Below are 18,382 nucleotides of genomic sequence, written 5' to 3'. Positions count from 1 at the left end.
AAGTATGTGACCCAAGTAGCCAAGTGATGGCAACACCGCCACAGCACGAAATATGACGCGTATTATTTGCGACGCCACGTAGTACCAGTAGCCCCATCCTCAAGCACAACCCCCATAGCTGTCAGCTCATCACGAGCCGCATCTGCTTGCGCCCAATCTTTATTTTGACGCGCATCTAGGCGTTGTTGAATTAATGCCTCGATTTTTGCCACTTCCGCATCATCTTCAGTCTGTGCGCCGCCTTTTAAGAAACTTTCTGGGTCTTGTTCTAACAAACCAAGAACGCTAGCCAGTTCACGAAGTTGTGCCGCCATCGCATTAGCCGCTGACATATCTTCTGATTTCAGACGGTTAACTTCACGTACCATGTCAAACAACACGGAATAAGCTTCTGGTGTGTTAAAGTCGTCATTCATCGCCTCAATGAAACGTGCTTTAAATTCATCACCACCAGCAGGAACTGCCGATTTATCGGTACCGCGCAATGCCGTATACATACGCTCAAGCGCAGTGCGCGCCTGTTTCAAGTTTTCTTCTGTGTAGTTAAGTTGGCTACGATAATGGCCTGATAACAGAAAATAACGCACTGTTTCTGCATCGTAATACTCAAGTACGTCACGAATAGTGAAGAAATTATTGAGAGACTTAGACATTTTCTCTCTATCAACCATGACCATACCGGAGTGCATCCAGTAATTCACATAAGGGCCATCATGAGCACAGGTAGATTGTGCGATTTCATTTTCATGGTGTGGAAACATTAAATCTGAGCCGCCACCGTGAATATCAAAATGGTTGCCTAATGTTTTACTGTTCATTGCCGAACATTCAATGTGCCAACCTGGACGGCCTAAGCCCCATGGGGATTCCCAGCTTGGTTCGCCTTCTTTAGACATTTTCCACAAGACGAAGTCCATTGGATTACGTTTTACATCAGCCACTTCGACGCGAGCACCTGCTTGCAACTGCTCTAAATCTTGACGGGATAACAGGCCATAATTTGGGTCAGTTTTCACCTCAAACATGACATCGCCATTCGCAGCAACATAAGCATGTCCACGCTCAATCAAGCTTTGGGTTAATTCAATGATTTCACCAATATGACGCGTTGCACGTGGTTCGCTATCAGGGCGTAAAATATTCAATGCATCGAAATCTTTATGCATTTCAGCCAACATACGTGTTGTTAGCTCTTCGACACTTTCATTATTTTCTGCTGCACGTTTAATGATTTTATCGTCAATATCGGTGACGTTGCGCACATAATTTAAGTCGTAACCCAAATAACGTAAATAGCGGCTAATTGCATCAAATGCCACAAATGTACGGCCGTGGCCGATATGACACAAGTCGTAGATAGTGATGCCACACACATACATCCCAATCTTCCCTGCGTGGATGGGCTTAAACTCTTCTTTTTGACGACTTAGTGTATTAAAAATTTGTAGCATCTGAACTTTTCCATTTATTTGAAAAATGATTATCGATTTCTACCGATAAAATATCATGTTATTGAACCCCGATCACCTTAAGAATGCAAGGGTTTACCCCGCTTCCTTTTCAGTTTATTCATTAGGTTTAATACACACCTATTATGCTATAAACTACCCGCTAAGCTTCCTTCCGCTTCAAGTCAGGTTTTATCTGTGATATAAACGTGCTGATCTCAACGCTTTCGCAAGTTAGCGCACAAAAAACAATTATTCAGGATAGCTATTATGGTTACATTTCATACCAATCACGGTGATATTGTTATCAAAACGTTTGACGATAAAGCCCCCGTTACAGTCGAAAACTTTTTAACTTACTGCCGTGAAGGTTTTTACAATAATACCATTTTCCATCGTGTTATTAATGGTTTCATGATCCAAGGCGGTGGTTTTGAGCCAGGCATGGAACAAAAAAACACTAAAGCACCTATCAAAAACGAAGCTAACAACGGTTTAAAAAACAGCCGTGGTACCTTAGCAATGGCTCGTACTAACGACCCTCATTCAGCAACAGCACAGTTCTTTATCAACGTTGCTGACAACGACTTCTTAAACTTCCGTTCAGAACGTCCAGATGGCTGGGGTTACTGTGTATTTGCTGAAGTGGTTGAAGGTATGGACGTTGTTGACAAAATCAAAGGTGTCTCAACTGGCCGTAGCGGTTTCCACCAAGACGTTCCACGTGAAGACGTTATCATTGAAAAAGTGACTGTCAGCGAGTAAACCTGACGCATGTCCACTTACATCATTGCAGATTTGCATTTAAGTGAAGATGAACCGGCGATCACCGCCGGTTTTATCAACTTTATTCAACAGCAAGCCATCCATGCCGAAAGCCTGTATATTCTCGGCGATTTTTTCAATTATTGGGTGGGCGATGATGACAACAACCCGCTACATCAACAAGTTGCCAACGAACTAAAACAGCTTACAGATCGCGGAATACCCTGTTATTTCATTCATGGAAATCGGGATTTTTTAATCGGTAAACGCTATGCGAAACAGTGTGGCATGACCCTATTACCGCAAGAAACATTGCTCGAACTTTATGGTAAACGTATTTTAATTTTGCATGGTGATACATTATGTATAGACGATGCCGCCTATCAAAACTACCGTAAAAAAGTTCACACACCTTGGGTCCAACGGCTGTTTCTGCTACTCCCCCTCTTTGTGCGTCGCCGTATCGCGCAAAAAATGCGACAAAATAGCCAATATGCAAGCAGCATGAAAGCCGAGTCGATTATGGACGTCAATTCGCAAGCCGTTATTGATGCATTACAAAGGCACCAAGCGCAATGGATGATCCATGGTCATACTCACCGCCCTGCTATTCATGAGGTGAATATCGGTGGTGAATTGCATTATCGAGGTGTATTAGGTGCATGGCACTATGAAGGTTCTGCTTTTGTCATTAGCGAGCAAGGCATTGAACTGATTTTCTTTCCATTCGAGTAATTTTAATTAGCCCCAGAATTTCTCATCGCATACACGACTCGTTTGCTTAATTATTAATCACGCAAACGTTTTCCTGACTGCATTACCGTGATATGATCACCTTAATTCAATTTCCCCATCTTAGGGTCATGTTTTTTTCACTACAGGAAAGCACCAAATGACTGCCCAAGTTTCTGCTCAATCTGCGGCAAAAATCGCCATTGTTATGGGTTCGAAAAGTGATTGGACGACAATGCAGCACGCTGCTGATGTATTAAATGAACTCCAAATTCCTTTTCATGTCGAAATCGTCTCTGCGCACCGTACCCCGGATAAATTATTTTCCTTTGCTGAAAATGCGAAAAAAAATGGGGTTGATGTGATTATTGCAGGCGCTGGTGGTGCCGCTCATCTACCGGGTATGTTAGCTGCAAAAACCTTAGTACCTGTCTTTGGTGTACCAGTACAAAGCGCTGCTCTCAGTGGTGTCGACAGCCTATACTCCATCGTTCAAATGCCTAAAGGTATCCCTGTCGGCACACTAGCAATCGGTAAAGCAGGTGCAGCAAACGCAGCACTGTTAGCCGCTCAGGTATTAGCAATAAGTGATACTGCTATTTTCAACCGCCTTGCCGCGTGGCGTGAAGCACAAACCAATGATGTGCTAAACAACCCAGACCCGAGGGAAGCATAATGAAACCCGTTTGTGTGCTTGGTAATGGCCAACTAGGTCGCATGCTGCGTCAAGCGGGTGAGCCATTAGGTATCGCCGTTTTTCCTGTTGGGCTTGATGCAGAGCCGGAAGCCGTTCCTTATCAGCAAAGCGTCATCACCGCTGAAATTGAACGCTGGCCAGAAACACCTTTGACAAAAGAATTAGCTCGCCATAATGCCTTTATTAACCGTGATATTTTTCCACGTTTAGCGGATAGGTTCCCACAAAAAAGTTTATTTGATAGTTTGCAACTTTCCACTGCACCTTGGGCATTATTAGAATCCCCTGAACAATGGCCTGAATTATTTGCAACTTTAGGCGATTTCCTCATTGTAAAACGCAGAACTGGCGGCTACGACGGGCGTGGTCAATGGCGTGTTCGCCCTGGTGATGAAAAAGACTTACCCGCTGAAATTTACGGTGAATGTATCGTTGAACAAGGCATCCCTTTTGACGCGGAAGTGTCTGTCATTGGGGCCCGAAATGCAGAGGGGAAATCCGTTTTTTACCCAATTACTCATAATTTGCACCAAGAAGGTATTTTGCGAACGAGTGTAGCCTTCCCTAAGTCAACTAACCCGCAACAGGAACAAGCTCAAGCCATGCTCAGCGCGGTCATGGATGAGTTAGGTTATATTGGTGTGATGGCAATGGAATGCTTTGTCGTGGGCAATAACCTACTGATTAACGAAATTGCGCCTCGAGTACATAATAGCGGCCATTGGACACAAAATGGCGCATCCATTAGCCAATTTGAGTTACATCTACGTGCCATTTTAAACCTGCCAATGCCATCACCTGAAGTGTATAGTCCTGCTGTTATGGTCAATTTAATTGGTACGGATGTAAATATAAACTGGTTAAATTTCCCCCTAGTTCACCTTCACTGGTATGAAAAAGAGGTGCGCCCTGCTCGGAAAGTGGGCCATTTAAACCTTTCTCATCGCGACTGCAATCAATTGTCTGCAACACTTGCTGCTTTAGTTCCACTTTTACCAAATGAGTACAAAAGTGGCATTGAGTGGGCAAATGCAAAATTAGACTGGTACTCTCACCAATAAATAGGGAAAATAGCCCTATTCGATGCCCGAACCTATTTTCGGGCATTATGCTATTTACGCCGTCATCCAGAAAACAAATATCCTGATTTAAGGTGTGCGGCATTACTGGAGTCAATATGTCCTCGCAGCCTTTTAGTCCGTTTTATCAGTGGTGCATTCTTGTTCTATTAGGGCTGGTTTATTTTTTAGCCACTGCAACCACCTTTACATCTCTTGGTGTGGTTTTGCCTGAGATGATAAGTGAGCTCAAATGGAGTTGGAGTGAGGCTGGATTTGGTTTTACGCTACTGGGCTTAACTTGCGGGCTTGCGAGTTTTCTCCCTTCTCTACTGATCCGTAAAGTCGGTGTACGGGCCACTTTATTGCTAGGTACTAGTGTCTTTGTTGCGGGTTTTTATAGCCTTTATTCCACGCAAGCCATCAGCACCTATTTTTTAGGCACCGCATTAATTGGTATTGGTTTCACCTTACTCGCCACAGTTCCTGGGACTTACGTACTTTCACGGCTATTTGAAAAGCAATCCCTTGCCTTTGGGTTATATTTCACCATCGGGGGTTTGGGAGGCGTTGCAGGCCCTTGGATTTACTTTTACGCCTCAAACCAGTTAGGCTCTTGGCGTATGCATTGGGTTCTATGCGCCGTTTATCTGAGCATTGTCACGTTAATCACTATTTTTATGCTGCGTGAAGGTAAACAAGAACAAGAACACGCAAAAAAAGTGATGCAAAAACAAGTGAGTGATGCGAGTAAACCCATTTATCGCACTCCAGAAGTATGGACAGTCGGCAGAGCACTACGTACATGGCAGTTTTACTTAATTGCTGCAACTTATACCTCATTTTTATGGTGTGGTATTACCGTTAATAGCTTTGCTGTTGCCCATATTGAAGAGCGTGGTTTTGGCTTGACCGTGGCGGTTTCATTGTTAAGCACAATGGCATTTGTTAATGCATTCTCAAGACTTATTGGTGGAGCCGCTGGGGAATGGCTAGAACCAAAGAAACTATTAATTGGTAGCCTAATTACCATGGTATTAGGTGTTATCTTCCTCAGTATTGCCACCTCATGGCTATGGCTAATCTTGTTTGTGTTATGCGTTGGCATTGGCTACGGCATGACTTTTTTGGCATCAAGTGTTTTGCTTTCAAATTATTTTGGCCGAGGCCCATACCTAGAACTATTCTCTGTGGTGAATTTAATTTCAACCGTTGCTTGTTTAGCGCCTTTTATTGCTGGTGCAATAAAAGATTTCACAGGGAGTTTCACCCCTGCATTTTTGATTATTGCTGCGCCTGTTGTCGTGATTTTAGGTCTTACCTTGATGATGAAGCCCCCTGCACTCAATCACAAATAAAAATCCCGAGTGCTTAGCTCGGGAAAAATTAAAACCAAAGGGAAAACAAGTTTAAGACCAGATATTGGATCAAAACATACCGCTTATTTGTGCCACCGGAAAAATCAAAATGTGGCGCAAAATCAATTATGGTTTTAACAGCTCAGGAACTTTTAATAAGATAAATTCGTTATCATCCGCTTTATTTGGTTCACGACTGGATGAGAACGGGTAGTTATTATCATTGCCAACAATAATGTGTTCGCTATCAACCACATCAACGTTCTCTATGGTAAAGAATGGGAAAGTAAACACCCCGTCATTTAAAGGTTTTCTTGCCATATTGTTCGGGTCTTTGATATTCATTAAATCAATATAAGCCTGCTTATTTACTGGTTTGCCTATATTGTTATCTGAAAATTCAATACGATAAACACGCTTGAATTTAGCTAAATTACTAAAACAATTTTCAGTATTACTGCTTCCCGCCGTGCAGGCTTTATCTGCTGTACCTTCACCATTATCACGCTCAATGATTAGGCCGTGAGTATCATCAATAAGATTAAAATCACCAATGGCGTTTTGGTTATCTTCAAAGACATATAACCAACTTCTGCCAGTCCAATCTTGTTTTTTTACATCAAATTCAAGAATACGTGCTGCACGTTTGCCATCAACATTTTCATAATCTTGTTTGTCATCAAGCCAAATCGCCCCTTCTAGCATTGGATAGAGCTTAGAACCGTCTGGCGATGATGCCATACCTTCAAAACCTTTCGAACGGTTGACTTGGAAAGTCACTTTATCTGTGGGTTTGCCCGGTGTGGTGATTTGGTAGTGGTCAGGAGAAACGACTTTCTTTCCATCTACTTGCGTTTCAAACAAGGCTAATACCTTGCCATCCAAATCCATTTTGATTAAGTAAGGACCAAACTCATCACCAACCCATAAAGCACCATCCGCAAATTGAAAGCTTTCAGGATCAAAATCACTGCCTGTTAAATAGCGTTCTTTTGTACTTTCATTCGTAATATGAAAAGGGATAATTTTATCGGGATCATGGAAGAAAACCGTTTTTAATGGTGTCGTATTACCCGTTTGAAAATCAATGTCATATTGAGTGACATACAACATAGAGTCAGGAGAGTTTACTTTGTTGCCAAATCCATTATCAGTTAAAACCCAGTAAGTACCATCCGCCATGCGTTTGATACCCGAGTGCCCTTGACGTGGTTGGCCTTTAATTGGAATGTGCATTCCCGTTGGGCGATCTGCAGATTTACCTTCCACTTTCCCTAAACTATCTACACGAGCGCCTGTGGTAAATTTACCACTCACTTGCATGTCTGAAGGTGCATTTTCAGGTGTAGCGACAGTGGAATTAACCGGAAGAATGGAGTGACCCGCTAATGTAGCTGGCACTTCTTGTTGAGCAAACCCAGTGATGCTAAATGAAATTAAACTAGCCAATAAAGATAACGAGCCCAGTTTACGTTTAATAGAATAGTTATTCTGCATTATTATGTTTCCATTTTAAGGCTATCAATAATTGATGGCGGAATCATAACGTTGATGAATGAAGCTTTTATGAAGGATTGGAGACAGTTATTTTACTGAAAAACAGGTTGTTTTTAGAATATTCAATAAATAGGGGTATCAAGGTATTCCCCTAATACCACATACTCTAAATAATTCGAGTTACAGCTAGGCGACAAGCGAAGATAGACCGATGAGCATACATAAGTCTATGATCCGGCTATCTGAACGCAGTCAACAACGCTGCAACTCGAAGTATGACGAGTATTTAACTATTAGGTAAACGACGGTGCTGATTACCCGTCCCTAATAAACGCAGTCCTAACCACCCACCGCAAATAGACAATAAAATTGCCGCGCACAAAGGCAATAATACCCACATACGCCATTCAGGTTGCCATGGGAAATCAAACACTTTACTTTGCAACAGCCACAATGCAATTTCTGCTCCAAAAGCTGCGGCAAGCCCGGCCATTAAGCCAAGTAATGCAAATTCGCTCCATAGCGTTCTACGCATTAATTTTTTGCTAGCGCCTAATGTTCGATATACCACAAGCTCCCGCTCTCGCTGGCTCATCCCCACTTGAATTTGAGCCAATAGTAGCAATAACCCACAAAAAATAACCAGTACCACCATAACTTCAAGAGCTTGGCTAACTTGCTGAAGAATTTGCTGAATTTGGGTAATAATTGCGCCAGTATCGAGCACATTAATTGTCGGGTAATGACGGCTAAGTTGCGTCAATAGCTGCCCATCACCGTCATAGTGGAAGCTGCTCAGCCAGGTGGCCGGCATTTGAGAAAGACTTTCTTCAGAGAAAATAAAATAGAAGTTCGGTCGCAGGCTCTCCCAATCAACCGTACGAATACTACTGACTGTTGCACTAAAGACCTGAGCCCCTGCGTTAAATGTTAGTTTATCGCCTAATTTCAATCCGAGCTCTTTGACAACCGTTTGTTCGATCGAAACTTCTCCCGCTTTCGGTGGCCATGTCCCTTCGTCAATCACATTAGCTGGCGCTAAATCAGATTGCCAAGTTAAGCTCAATTCACGTCGCACCGTATTATTATTTGGATCACGTTGATCTGCCCATTCAATCGCTGACTGGTCATTAATATCGGTTAAGCGCGCTAACACCACAGGGTTGAACTCTGTTGGCTTGACATCAAACTCAGCCAATAACTTGGTAACAGGTTCAAGCTGTGACTGGTTCATATTAATTAAGAAATAGTTCGGGCTATCTGCGGGTAACTGTTGCTGCCAGCGATCAAGCAAATCACCACGTACTAAAATTAGCAGCGCCAATAACATAAATGATAGCGAAAATGCACTCATTTGTGTGATGGTTTGTAACGGCTGGCGCAATAGGCGACTAACGGATAAACGCAAACTTAATTGGCGAAACTTAATATGACGTAGCCCCCATAAGCCTACCCAACCAATCAGCGCAAGTAGAATGGCCACCACGACAATACCCGCTAAAATTGACCATAACAGAGGGTTTACGCCAGCAAAAATAAATAACCCACCAACCACAATTAAAATAACAATTGGCAGATAATAATACAGCGGCCAAACGGGTGATTTGGCATCTTCACGTAATACCCTTGAAGGCTGGGTTGCCATCAGTTGGTAATAAGGGCGACTGCCAACAATAATAGCAATAATGAATAATGTACCGATTGCCCAAACCCAAGGCATTAAACTCGCAGGTGGCAATTCCTTCGGCAACATAGCCCCTAAGATTTGCATTAAAATGCCTTCAAAAGCCAAACCTAATAATGAGCCGAGTAAAGCCGCAGCGATTAAAATCACTAACCACTGCCCAATAATCCACTGACGTAATGCGCTACGCCCTGCTCCTAGAGTTTTTAATACTGCGATTAGTTGATGACGGCTGCGGCAATAATGCGTCATTGAAACCACGACCGCAGCAATGGCTAGCAACAGTGTTAATAACACTGATAGCAATAAAAATTGTTGAGCACGTTGAAACGTTTTCCCTACTGCGCCGTTATCTTCGCTTAATGTATACCAACGTTGATCATTTCGCAGATCTTGCTCATATTTTTGTTGAAATGCATCAATCAGCTGACGATCACCGGCAAACATGTCGCGATACGTTAATCGGCTGCCTACTTGAATAGCCCCCGTTAGTGGCGCATCTTCAATCGCTATTAATACTCTTGGAGCAATCTGGAACGGGTTAAATCCGCTGTCGGGCTCTTGGATTAATTTACCCGAGACTTTTAGCGTTGCATCTCCGATATCAATGTTATCCCCTACATTGAGGTTCAATAATTCTAATAGCCGCGGAGCGACTAATATTTTCCCTTTTGTCGGGGTTAACCCAGCGGGTTCAGTGATAAGCTCGCCATATAATGGATATGCCTTATCTGCAGCTTTCACTAACACCAATTGTGGCCGAGCGTCTTCATCTTCTGTCGCATAAGCCATGGTAGAAAATGATATTTGTTGGCTGAGCGCTAAGCCCTCTTTTTGGGCTTCTTGTAACCATATAGGGTCGCTTGGATGAGAAGAGCGTAAAACTAAATCCCCCGCTAACAACTCACGGCTTTGGTAGCTCATGCTATTTTCAATGCGATCGCTAATTCGCCCTAAAGCCAATACACAGGCAACTGCAAGAGTAAGCGCAAGCCAAACAATCAATAACGAGGGTGTTTTCCATTCACGCCAAAACCAACGCCAAATCATGCTTCTTCCCTCAACTGCCCATCAACCAAACGCAAACGACGTTGGCAACGCGCAGCTAGCTCGTTATCGTGAGTAACCAAAATCAAGGTTGTTCCATGCTCTTTGTTCATCGCAAATAATAAATCTGCAATTTTATCCCCTGTATGGCGATCGAGGTTACCCGTTGGTTCATCAGCAAATAAAATCTGAGGGCGGCCATTAAAAGCTCGAGCAAGTGCAACGCGTTGTTGTTCCCCCCCTGACAACTGTGGTGGCATGTGTTTTAAGCGATCTTTTAAGCCTAAATCAGTCAGTAAACTCGCCGCGTGTTGATAACTTTCAGACTCAGATTCGCCACGTAGCAAAGAAGGAAGTTGCACATTTTCAATGGCATTTAAGGTTGGGATTAACATAAAAGATTGGAACACAAAACCGACACTTTGTGCCCGTAAACGTGCCCGTTGCTCTTCGTCCATTTTAGTGAGGTCTTGGCCTAATAAATTAACCGTTCCACTGGAGCCGTCATCCAACCCCGCGATAATCCCTAACAAGGTTGATTTCCCCGAACCAGACTCCCCAATTAAAGCAATTGTTTGCCCGGACTCGACAATTAGCTCAACACCTTGCAATATAGTCAGTTCATGTTCACCTTGGCCAACACGTTTAATGAGATGATGAACTTCAAGAATATTATTCGCCGACATATATTGGTATTTCTCCTGTTACTGACTGCAAGTGGGCACGCACTTGCGTCAACTAAGCTATTAATCTTAGGTGATAGCCTAAGTGCAGGCTACCGTCTACCGGCTGAGCAGGCTTGGGCCTCTTTGCTTGCCGAACGTTGGCAGAAACTTTCCCCACCCGTTGCTATTATTAACGGTAGTATTAGTGGGAATACCTCTGCGCAGGGGTTAGAACGCCTTTCCATGTTACTCGAACAAAACAAACCTAACTGGGTATTGATTGAGTTAGGTGCAAATGACGGCTTACAAGGTCTCCCAGTAGAACAACTTGAAGCTAATTTACAACAGATTATTAAGCAAATCGTGCAATCCGGTGCGAAACCGCTCTTAATGCAAATTCGTATTCCACCTAACTATGGAAAACGTTATACGACAAGTTTCGAAAAAGTCTATCCGAAATTGGCGCAAAGTAATCAAATTCCATTACTGCCATTTTATATGGAAACCGTGATAACTAAGCCTGAATGGATACAACAAGACGGTATTCACCCGACGGTTGAAGCCCAGCCATCCATTGCTGATTTTATGGAAAAACAACTTTCTGAACATATTTTACCGTCTAGTCAATAAAACAGACGTTAAACAAGGGGATTAAAACGCTCTTTTATACCCGAAATAGATTCAGTTGCATGAAACCAAGGTAAAGTTATGCAAACATCAGCACGAAACAAAAAATCAGTCCTAGTCACAGGTGCTTCAAGCGGTATTGGCTTTTGTGCTGCACAAACACTTCGCCAGCGTGGCTACCATGTTATTGTTGCCTGCCGTAAAGAAAGTGATATTTTGCGCCTGAAAGAACAGGGTTATGACACCGTCTCCCTTGACCTCGATGATAAAGATAGCATAGAAACAGCGGCTCAAACGGTGCTAACACTCTGTAATCATCGCCTTTACGGGTTATTCAACAACGCCGGTTTTGGGGTGTATGGGCCATTAAATAGCGTCAGCCGCGAGCAACTCGAAGCACAATTTTCCACTAATTTTTTTGGTGTTCACCAGTTAACTTTTTTGCTATTACCCGCCATGAGCGCGCACCATGAAGGCCGAATTATCCAAACCAGTTCGGTAATGGGGGTGATTTCAACCCCCGGCCGTGGCGCTTATGCAGCCAGTAAATACGCACTGGAAGCATGGTCTGATGCCTTACGCCTAGAGTTGGCAGGAACGGGGGTAAAAGTAAGCTTAATTGAGCCCGGCCCTATTCATACAGCATTTACTCAAAATGTTGAACAAACTCAAAAAGATAAGCCTGTTAAAAACCCAGGTATTGCCTCACGTTTTACCTTAACACCGGAACATGTGGTAGAAAAATTGATCCATGCGTTAGAAAGCCCGCGCCCAAAAGTACGCTATTCTGTCACGTTATTAACTGTCGCTGTGCGTATCTTAAAGCGTATTTTACCTGACAAAATAATGGATAAAATACTGGCAAATCAGGGGGAAAAAGCTTGAAAAAAGCAAAATCAGCCCCATTTTATTACCATCGCCCAAAAATTCTATTGATAACAAATTCAAAAGAGACTTCTTATGTTTGCTAACGCTCAGATAATTGATATTAACGAAACCAACCTACACCAAATCATTGAACAATCAATGAACTTACCTGTCATGTTTTACTTTTGGTCACCGCGTAGCCCTCATTGCCAAGATTTCGGTACTATGTTGGAAAAAATTGCCAACGACTACGCAGGGTCATTTATTTTAGCTAAAGTTAATTGTGATGAAGAACAAATGATCGCCAGTCAGTTTGGCTTAAAAGCGATCCCTACCCTGTATGTGTTGCAAAATGGTCGTCCTGTTGATGGCTTTGAAGGGCCACAACCCGAAGAGGTCGTACTGGAAATTTTATCTCGCGTGCTGCCAAGCCCAGAAGAAATGAAAGCAGCACAAGCCGCTGAATTAATAGCAGAAGGTAAAACACAAGAAGCGCTACCATTGTTAAAAGAAGCGCATCAGCTGAACCCAAAAAATAGCGAAATCACATTATTGTTGGCAGAAACCCAAATCGGTTTAAATCTTGTTGATGACGCACAAGCTACCTTAGAAGCAGTCCCATTACAGGATAAAGACAGCCGCTACCAAGGTTTAATCGCACAAATTGAATTATTAAAACAAGCTGCGGACACCCCTGAAATTCAGCAATTGCAAGATGAATTCAATCAAGATCCGCAAAATACAACGTTAGCTGTTCAATTAGCCCTAAAACTGCATGAAGTGAACCGCAACGAAGAAGCGCTGGAAATGTTATTCGGCTTTTTACGTACCGACTTGGGTGCAGGTGACGGCGCAGTGAGAAAAACTATGATGGACATTATGTCTGCCATGGGAACCGGTGATGCCATTGCCAGTAAATACCGTCGCCAAGTATATTCATTACTTTACTAATTAAGGGTTAAATATGGACTTGTTCGCCTTTGGTGCAATACCGATTATCATTTTTGTCGCTGTCGTTATTGTTTTTACCTGTGTTAAAACAGTACCGCAAGGCTTTCAATGGACAGTTGAGCGCTTCGGTCGCTATACCCGTACGTTACAACCAGGCTTGCATATTATTGTGCCATTTATGGACAAAATTGGCCGTCGTATCAATATGATGGAACAAGTCCTTGATATCCCATCCCAAGAAGTTATTTCTCGCGATAATGCCAACGTCACTATTGATGCGGTCTGCTTTATTCAAGTCGTTGACCCAGTACGTGCGGCCTATGAAGTCAGCAACCTTGAGCTTTCCGTACTAAATTTAACCATGACGAATATTCGTACCGTATTAGGTTCCATGGAACTAGACGAAATGTTGTCGCAACGTGATTCCATTAATAGCCGTTTATTACACGTGGTGGATGAGGCAACTAACCCTTGGGGTGTCAAAATTACCCGTATCGAAATTCGTGATGTGAAGCCACCAAAAGAATTAATTAGTGCGATGAATGCGCAGATGAAAGCTGAACGTACCAAACGGGCTGATATTCTTGAGGCTGAAGGTATCCGCCAAGCAGCAATTTTAAAAGCTGAAGGTGAAAAACAGTCACAAATTCTCAAAGCTGAAGGTGAACGCCAATCCGCATTTTTACAAGCCGAAGCACGCGAAAGAGCTGCGGAAGCGGAAGCAAAAGCAACACAAATGGTATCTGAAGCGATTGCCGCTGGTGATATGCAGGCGATTAACTACTTTGTGGCGCAAAAATACACCGATGCACTGACCAGTATTGGTTCTGCCGAAAACAGCAAAGTCATCATGATGCCATTAGAAGCCAGTAACTTAATGGGCGCAATTGGTGGAATTACTGAGCTAATCGGTGAAAGCAAGAAAACCGGTGCCATAAAAAAACAGGTAAAAGAATGATAGAGCTTATCAGTGCTCAACCCGCATGGTTTTGGCTGTGTCTTGGTGGGCTATTGCTGATTGGTGAACTTCTTGGTACCGCAGGCTATCTTTTATGGTCGGGTATTGCTGCGGTGCTTGTTGGGGTTATCGTTTGGGCTCTGCCATTCATCGGTTGGGAGTGGCAAGGGATCTTGTTTGCCATTTTTACCGTTGTCTCTGCTGTGTTATGGCGCAACTGGTTGAGGAACAAGCAAAAAAATAAGGCAGATAACGTCAATCAAATCAGTCATCAACTGATTGGTGTGAAAGGCCGTTTGTTGTCAGATACCGAAGAAGGCTTTAGCCGAGTACGCCTTGCAGATGGTAGTTGGCGCGTGTATAGCGACACGCCATTAAGCGCCAACACAGAAGTGGTGGTCATCGCAGTAGACGGTATCACCTTGCAGGTTAAACCTTCTCATGATGACAACACCCACGTGCCAAGTGGTCAATAATCGGGCAATCTGCGCCATCATCCCCAGGGCATACGTCCACGAGCTCTTGTAATGTATCTCGAATGGCAGACAATTTAACGATTGTCTGCTCTATTTCATTTATCTTAGCTATCGTTGTCGCCTTTACATCAGCACTATGTCGGATTGGGTTGCGAAATAAACCTAATAGTTCGCCACATTCATCCAAGGTAAAACCCACATCTTTTGCCTGTTTTAGCAATACGAGTTCGTTTAGATGGCACTCCTGATAATAACGGTAGCTATTTTCCCCTCTTTCAGGTGGTGTAATTAGCCCTTTGTCTTCATAAAAACGAATAGCTTTTGCAGTTAGCCCCGTTTTTTTGGCAATTTCACTAATATTCATAATTCCTCTTGACCTTAACCTTGCTGGAAGGTGTAACCTTTGTTCATTGTCGAATTATAGACCTAATTGTAGATAAAGTTATAGACCCAATACATCAAACGGGTTTTGGAGGCTGCAAAATGAGTAACATGATTATTTTAAAATTACAGGGGCTAAGCTGCATGCACTGTGTCGGCTCAGTCACTAAAGCGCTCGAAGGGCGCGGTGATGTCACTAACTTAAAAGTCACTATCGATTATGCCGTAATGGAAAGTGATGCCAATGTGGCTGACTTAATTAAAACCATCGTTGACGCAGGTTATGAAGCTGAAGTGGCTACAACCCCTGATATCGAGTTACAGCTTTCTGGCCTCAATTGTATGAAATGTGCAGGTAAAACACAAAAAGCACTCGAAGAGGTTGATGGCGTTGCTGCTGCCGTTGTCGATACCACCAGCGCCAAAGTATACGGTTCTGCTGATGCACAAGCGTTAATCGCCGCTGTTCAACAAGCGGGTTACAACGCAGAACTAGCTCAAACAAAAGCGATCACTTTAGCCCTTTCGGGTCTAAGTTGCATGAAATGTGCCGCTAAAACACAGCAAGCACTAGAAGCAGTCGATGGTGTTCAAAGTGCAACTGTCGATACCCAAACCGCTGTTGTCCAAGGTACGGCATCCGCAGAATCCCTAATTGCTGCGGTTCAAGCCGCTGGCTACCAAGCAACTGTGGGTGAATCTCACCCAAAAACTGAGCCGCTGAGTACCACAACTGAACAGCCGGAAGCTGATTCAGCGGCAATCTGTGAGATCCCGGCACAAGAGTCTGATTTAGGTGAACAACCTGAAATTAGCCCAATGGATGACAGTGTGCAGTTACTGCTTGATGGCATGACCTGTGCCAGTTGTGTCAACAAAGTCCAAAAAGCCTTAAATAGCGTACCAGGCGTTGAAAATGCACGTGTCAACTTAGCTGAGCGCAGTGCTTTAGTCACCGGAACTGCTGAGCCGAATGATTTAATCGCCGCGGTTGTTAAAGCAGGTTATGGCGCGGAAATCATTCAAGATGAAGCTAAACGCCGAGAGCGCCAACAGGAGGTCGCGCAAGCCAATATGCGCCGCTTCCGCTGGCAATCAGCATTAGCACTTGCCCTTGGTATCCCTGTGATGGTGTGGGGGATGATGGGCGATAACATGGTGCTGACTGAGCAAAACCATACCATTTGGCTCACCATTGGTGTATTAACCCTTGCGGTCATGATATTTGCAGGTGGGCACTTTTATCGAAATGCATGGCAAAGCCTAAAAAATGGCAGTGCGACCATGGACACCTTAGTCGCGCTAGGAACAGGGGCGGCTTGGCTCTATTCTATTGTAGTCAATATTTGGCCTGAATGGTTCCCAGACCAAGCCAGACACCTTTATTATGAAGCCAGTGCCATGATCATCGGTCTTATTAACCTAGGTCATGCCTTAGAACAACGAGCTCGCCAACGCTCATCCAAAGCCCTTGAACGCTTGCTAGACCTGACGCCGCCAACGGCCCGTGTTGTCACAGAACAAGGCGAAGTGGATATGCCGCTGGAGCAAGTCAAAAAAGGAATGGTTTTACGCTTAGCAACGGGTGACCGTGTCCCTGTTGATGGTGAAATTATCGAAGGCGAGGTTTGGTTAGACGAAGCCATGCTAACGGGTGAACCGATCCCTCAGCAAAAAAGCAAAGGGGATCAAGTCCATGCGGGAACTGTTGTACAAGATGGTACCGTACTATTTCGTGCCGCTGCTGTCGGCAGCCAAACGACTTTAGCGCGCATTATTCACCTTGTTCGCCAAGCACAAAGTAGTAAACCACAAATTGGCCAGCTTGCTGACCGTATTTCTGCTGTGTTTGTACCGGTCGTTGTGGCTATTGCCTTAATTTCAGGTGCAATTTGGTACTTTATTGGGCCTGCACCACAAATTACTTACGCACTCGTTATTACCACAACGGTATTAATCATTGCGTGTCCTTGTGCGCTAGGCCTTGCAACGCCAATGTCGATTATTTCTGGCGTGGGCCGAGCGGCTGAGTTTGGCGTATTAGTGCGCGATGCGGATGCATTACAGCAAGCAAGTGAGTTAGACACCATTGTCTTTGATAAAACAGGTACATTGACTGAAGGTATGCCACAAGTTACGGATATCCATGTATTTAATGGGTTCGAACAAGACACCGCCTTACAGTTTGCCGCTTCATTAGAAAATGGTTCTAATCACCCACTGGCTCGCGCTGTTTTAAATCGCGCAAAAGGCTTAACACTGCCCGCTAATCAGCAGTTTAGAACCTTAGCAGGGTTAGGTATTAGTGCAATAATTGATGGAAAAACTATTTTATTAGGTAACCAAAAACTGTTAGCACAAAATAATGTTGATACCCGTGATATTGAAGAAACACTACACCAACAAGCCACTCAAGGTGTCACTCCCGTCTTACTGGCTGTTGATGGTAAAGTTGCCGCGCTGTTATCTATCCGTGACCCATTACGAGAAGACAGCATAAGTGCGCTGGCGCGGTTGCACAAACAAGGTTTCCGTTTAGTCATGTTAACCGGGGATAACCCAGTAACAGCTAACGCGATAGCCAAAGAAGCGGGTATTGATGAAGTGATTGCAGGCGTTATGCCAGACGGTAAATCCGCCGCAATTGAAGCCTTGCAAGCCAAAGGGCACAAAGTTGCAATGGTGGGTGATGGCATCAATGATGCCCCTGCTCTAGCCCGAGCTGACGTTGGTATTGCGATGGGTGGCGGCAGTGATATCGCGATTGAAACTGCATCCATTACCCTAATGCGCCAAAGCTTACATGGTGTTGCCGATGCGGTGTCTATTTCAAAAGGAACACTGCGTAATATGAAGCAAAACCTATTTGGTGCCTTTATTTATAATACGTTAGGTATCCCGATTGCCGCTGGTATTTTGTACCCAATAACGGGAACATTACTAAACCCTGTCGTTGCAGGTGCAGCAATGGCATTATCATCGATTACAGTAGTCAGTAACGCAAACCGTTTACTACGCTTTAAACCTGAAAAATAATAGCTTAAAGTGGGAGGAACTGATGTTCTTCCCACTTTTTAATGATTGATATTGTTCATCTCTAAACCTTCTCTCTACAACACTTCATTTTCATACTAATACTAAGTAAAAATTGTATTATCTTATATGTCATTA

At 43.7% G+C, this 18,382-nt stretch carries 16 protein-coding genes; 11 read left to right on the top strand and 5 right to left on the bottom strand.

The annotated features are described in order from the left end of the window. Positions 1 to 62: 62 nt before the first annotated feature. Entirely contained in the window at positions 63 to 1,451 is a 1,389-nt protein-coding gene (cysS, locus tag FVA69_RS05585; protein ID WP_123382355.1) for a cysteine--tRNA ligase, read from the bottom strand. Positions 1,452 to 1,718: 267 nt separating this feature from the next. Here cysS and ppiB point away from each other — a divergent pair, with 267 nt between their 5' ends. The 5 genes from ppiB to FVA69_RS05560 all read left to right on the top strand — a co-directional run bounded on the left by ppiB (position 1,719) and on the right by FVA69_RS05560 (position 6,058). Further along, positions 1,719 to 2,213: a peptidylprolyl isomerase B gene (gene ppiB / locus FVA69_RS05580; protein ID WP_004913539.1), complete on the top strand. Its 495-nt coding sequence runs from the start codon at positions 1,719 to 1,721 to the stop codon at positions 2,211 to 2,213. Positions 2,214 to 2,222: 9 nt separating this feature from the next. Next, positions 2,223 to 2,948, top strand: coding sequence for a UDP-2,3-diacylglucosamine diphosphatase (gene lpxH / locus FVA69_RS05575; protein WP_110732201.1), 726 nt, complete (start codon positions 2,223 to 2,225; stop codon positions 2,946 to 2,948). A gap of 157 nt (positions 2,949 to 3,105) precedes the next feature. Beyond that, entirely contained in the window at positions 3,106 to 3,621 is a 516-nt protein-coding gene (purE, locus tag FVA69_RS05570; RefSeq protein ID WP_004913545.1) for a 5-(carboxyamino)imidazole ribonucleotide mutase, read from the top strand. Next, positions 3,621 to 4,703: a 5-(carboxyamino)imidazole ribonucleotide synthase gene (purK, locus tag FVA69_RS05565; protein ID WP_109912076.1), complete on the top strand. Its 1,083-nt coding sequence runs from the start codon at positions 3,621 to 3,623 to the stop codon at positions 4,701 to 4,703. Before purE ends, purK begins: the two co-directional genes overlap by 1 nt. A 116-nt stretch (positions 4,704 to 4,819) precedes the next feature. Beyond that, positions 4,820 to 6,058: an MFS transporter gene (locus tag FVA69_RS05560; protein ID WP_004913552.1), complete on the top strand. Its 1,239-nt coding sequence runs from the start codon at positions 4,820 to 4,822 to the stop codon at positions 6,056 to 6,058. Positions 6,059 to 6,184: 126 nt separating this feature from the next. On the opposite strand, the gene FVA69_RS05555 is transcribed toward FVA69_RS05560, so the two are convergent. From FVA69_RS05555 to ybbA, 3 genes are all read right to left on the bottom strand, one after another. Next, a complete protein-coding gene (locus tag FVA69_RS05555; RefSeq protein ID WP_109912075.1) occupies positions 6,185 to 7,555 on the bottom strand; it encodes an esterase-like activity of phytase family protein in 1,371 nt (456 codons plus the stop codon). A 286-nt stretch (positions 7,556 to 7,841) separates the two neighbouring features. Then, on the bottom strand, positions 7,842 to 10,289 hold the full coding sequence (gene ybbP, locus FVA69_RS05550) for a putative ABC transporter permease subunit YbbP (RefSeq protein ID WP_164528513.1): 2,448 nt from the start codon (positions 10,287 to 10,289) through the stop codon (positions 7,842 to 7,844). Further along, on the bottom strand, positions 10,286 to 10,972 hold the full coding sequence (gene ybbA, locus FVA69_RS05545) for a putative ABC transporter ATP-binding protein YbbA (protein WP_004913560.1): 687 nt from the start codon (positions 10,970 to 10,972) through the stop codon (positions 10,286 to 10,288). Before ybbA ends, ybbP begins: the two co-directional genes overlap by 4 nt. Here ybbA and tesA point away from each other — a divergent pair. From tesA to FVA69_RS05520, 5 genes are all read left to right on the top strand, one after another. Beyond that, positions 10,940 to 11,581, top strand: a complete 642-nt coding sequence (gene tesA / locus FVA69_RS05540) for a multifunctional acyl-CoA thioesterase I/protease I/lysophospholipase L1 (RefSeq protein WP_042851644.1) — start codon at positions 10,940 to 10,942, stop codon at positions 11,579 to 11,581. The genes ybbA and tesA overlap by 33 nt on opposite strands. A gap of 78 nt (positions 11,582 to 11,659) precedes the next feature. Beyond that, a complete protein-coding gene (locus tag FVA69_RS05535; RefSeq protein ID WP_109912072.1) occupies positions 11,660 to 12,463 on the top strand; it encodes an SDR family oxidoreductase in 804 nt (267 codons plus the stop codon). A 75-nt stretch (positions 12,464 to 12,538) separates the two neighbouring features. Next, on the top strand, positions 12,539 to 13,396 hold the full coding sequence (locus tag FVA69_RS05530) for a co-chaperone YbbN (RefSeq protein ID WP_164528512.1): 858 nt from the start codon (positions 12,539 to 12,541) through the stop codon (positions 13,394 to 13,396). A 13-nt stretch (positions 13,397 to 13,409) separates the two neighbouring features. Beyond that, entirely contained in the window at positions 13,410 to 14,354 is a 945-nt protein-coding gene (locus FVA69_RS05525; protein WP_109912071.1) for an SPFH domain-containing protein, read from the top strand. Continuing rightward, positions 14,351 to 14,830, top strand: coding sequence for an NfeD family protein (locus FVA69_RS05520; protein ID WP_004913573.1), 480 nt, complete (start codon positions 14,351 to 14,353; stop codon positions 14,828 to 14,830). The genes FVA69_RS05525 and FVA69_RS05520 overlap by 4 nt, the downstream gene beginning before the upstream one ends. Here the strand turns inward: FVA69_RS05520 and cueR are convergent. Further along, positions 14,784 to 15,194 (bottom strand): Cu(I)-responsive transcriptional regulator, encoded by a 411-nt coding sequence (gene cueR, locus FVA69_RS05515; protein WP_123382358.1) that lies wholly within the window; start codon positions 15,192 to 15,194, stop codon positions 14,784 to 14,786. The two genes, FVA69_RS05520 and cueR, sit on opposite strands and share 47 nt — an antisense overlap. A gap of 119 nt (positions 15,195 to 15,313) precedes the next feature. On the opposite strand from cueR, the gene copA reads away from it, so the two are divergent. Next, complete coding sequence (gene copA, locus FVA69_RS05510; RefSeq protein WP_202983395.1) at positions 15,314 to 18,247, top strand: copper-exporting P-type ATPase CopA; 2,934 nt, start codon at positions 15,314 to 15,316, stop codon at positions 18,245 to 18,247. Positions 18,248 to 18,382: the final 135 nt, after the last annotated feature.

This window comes from Providencia sp. PROV004 (genome assembly GCF_011045615.1).
Lineage (GTDB): Bacteria > Pseudomonadota > Gammaproteobacteria > Enterobacterales > Enterobacteriaceae > Providencia > Providencia rettgeri.
Note: the sequence above shows the minus strand (reverse complement) of the source record. Positions and strands in the feature narration are given on the sequence as shown.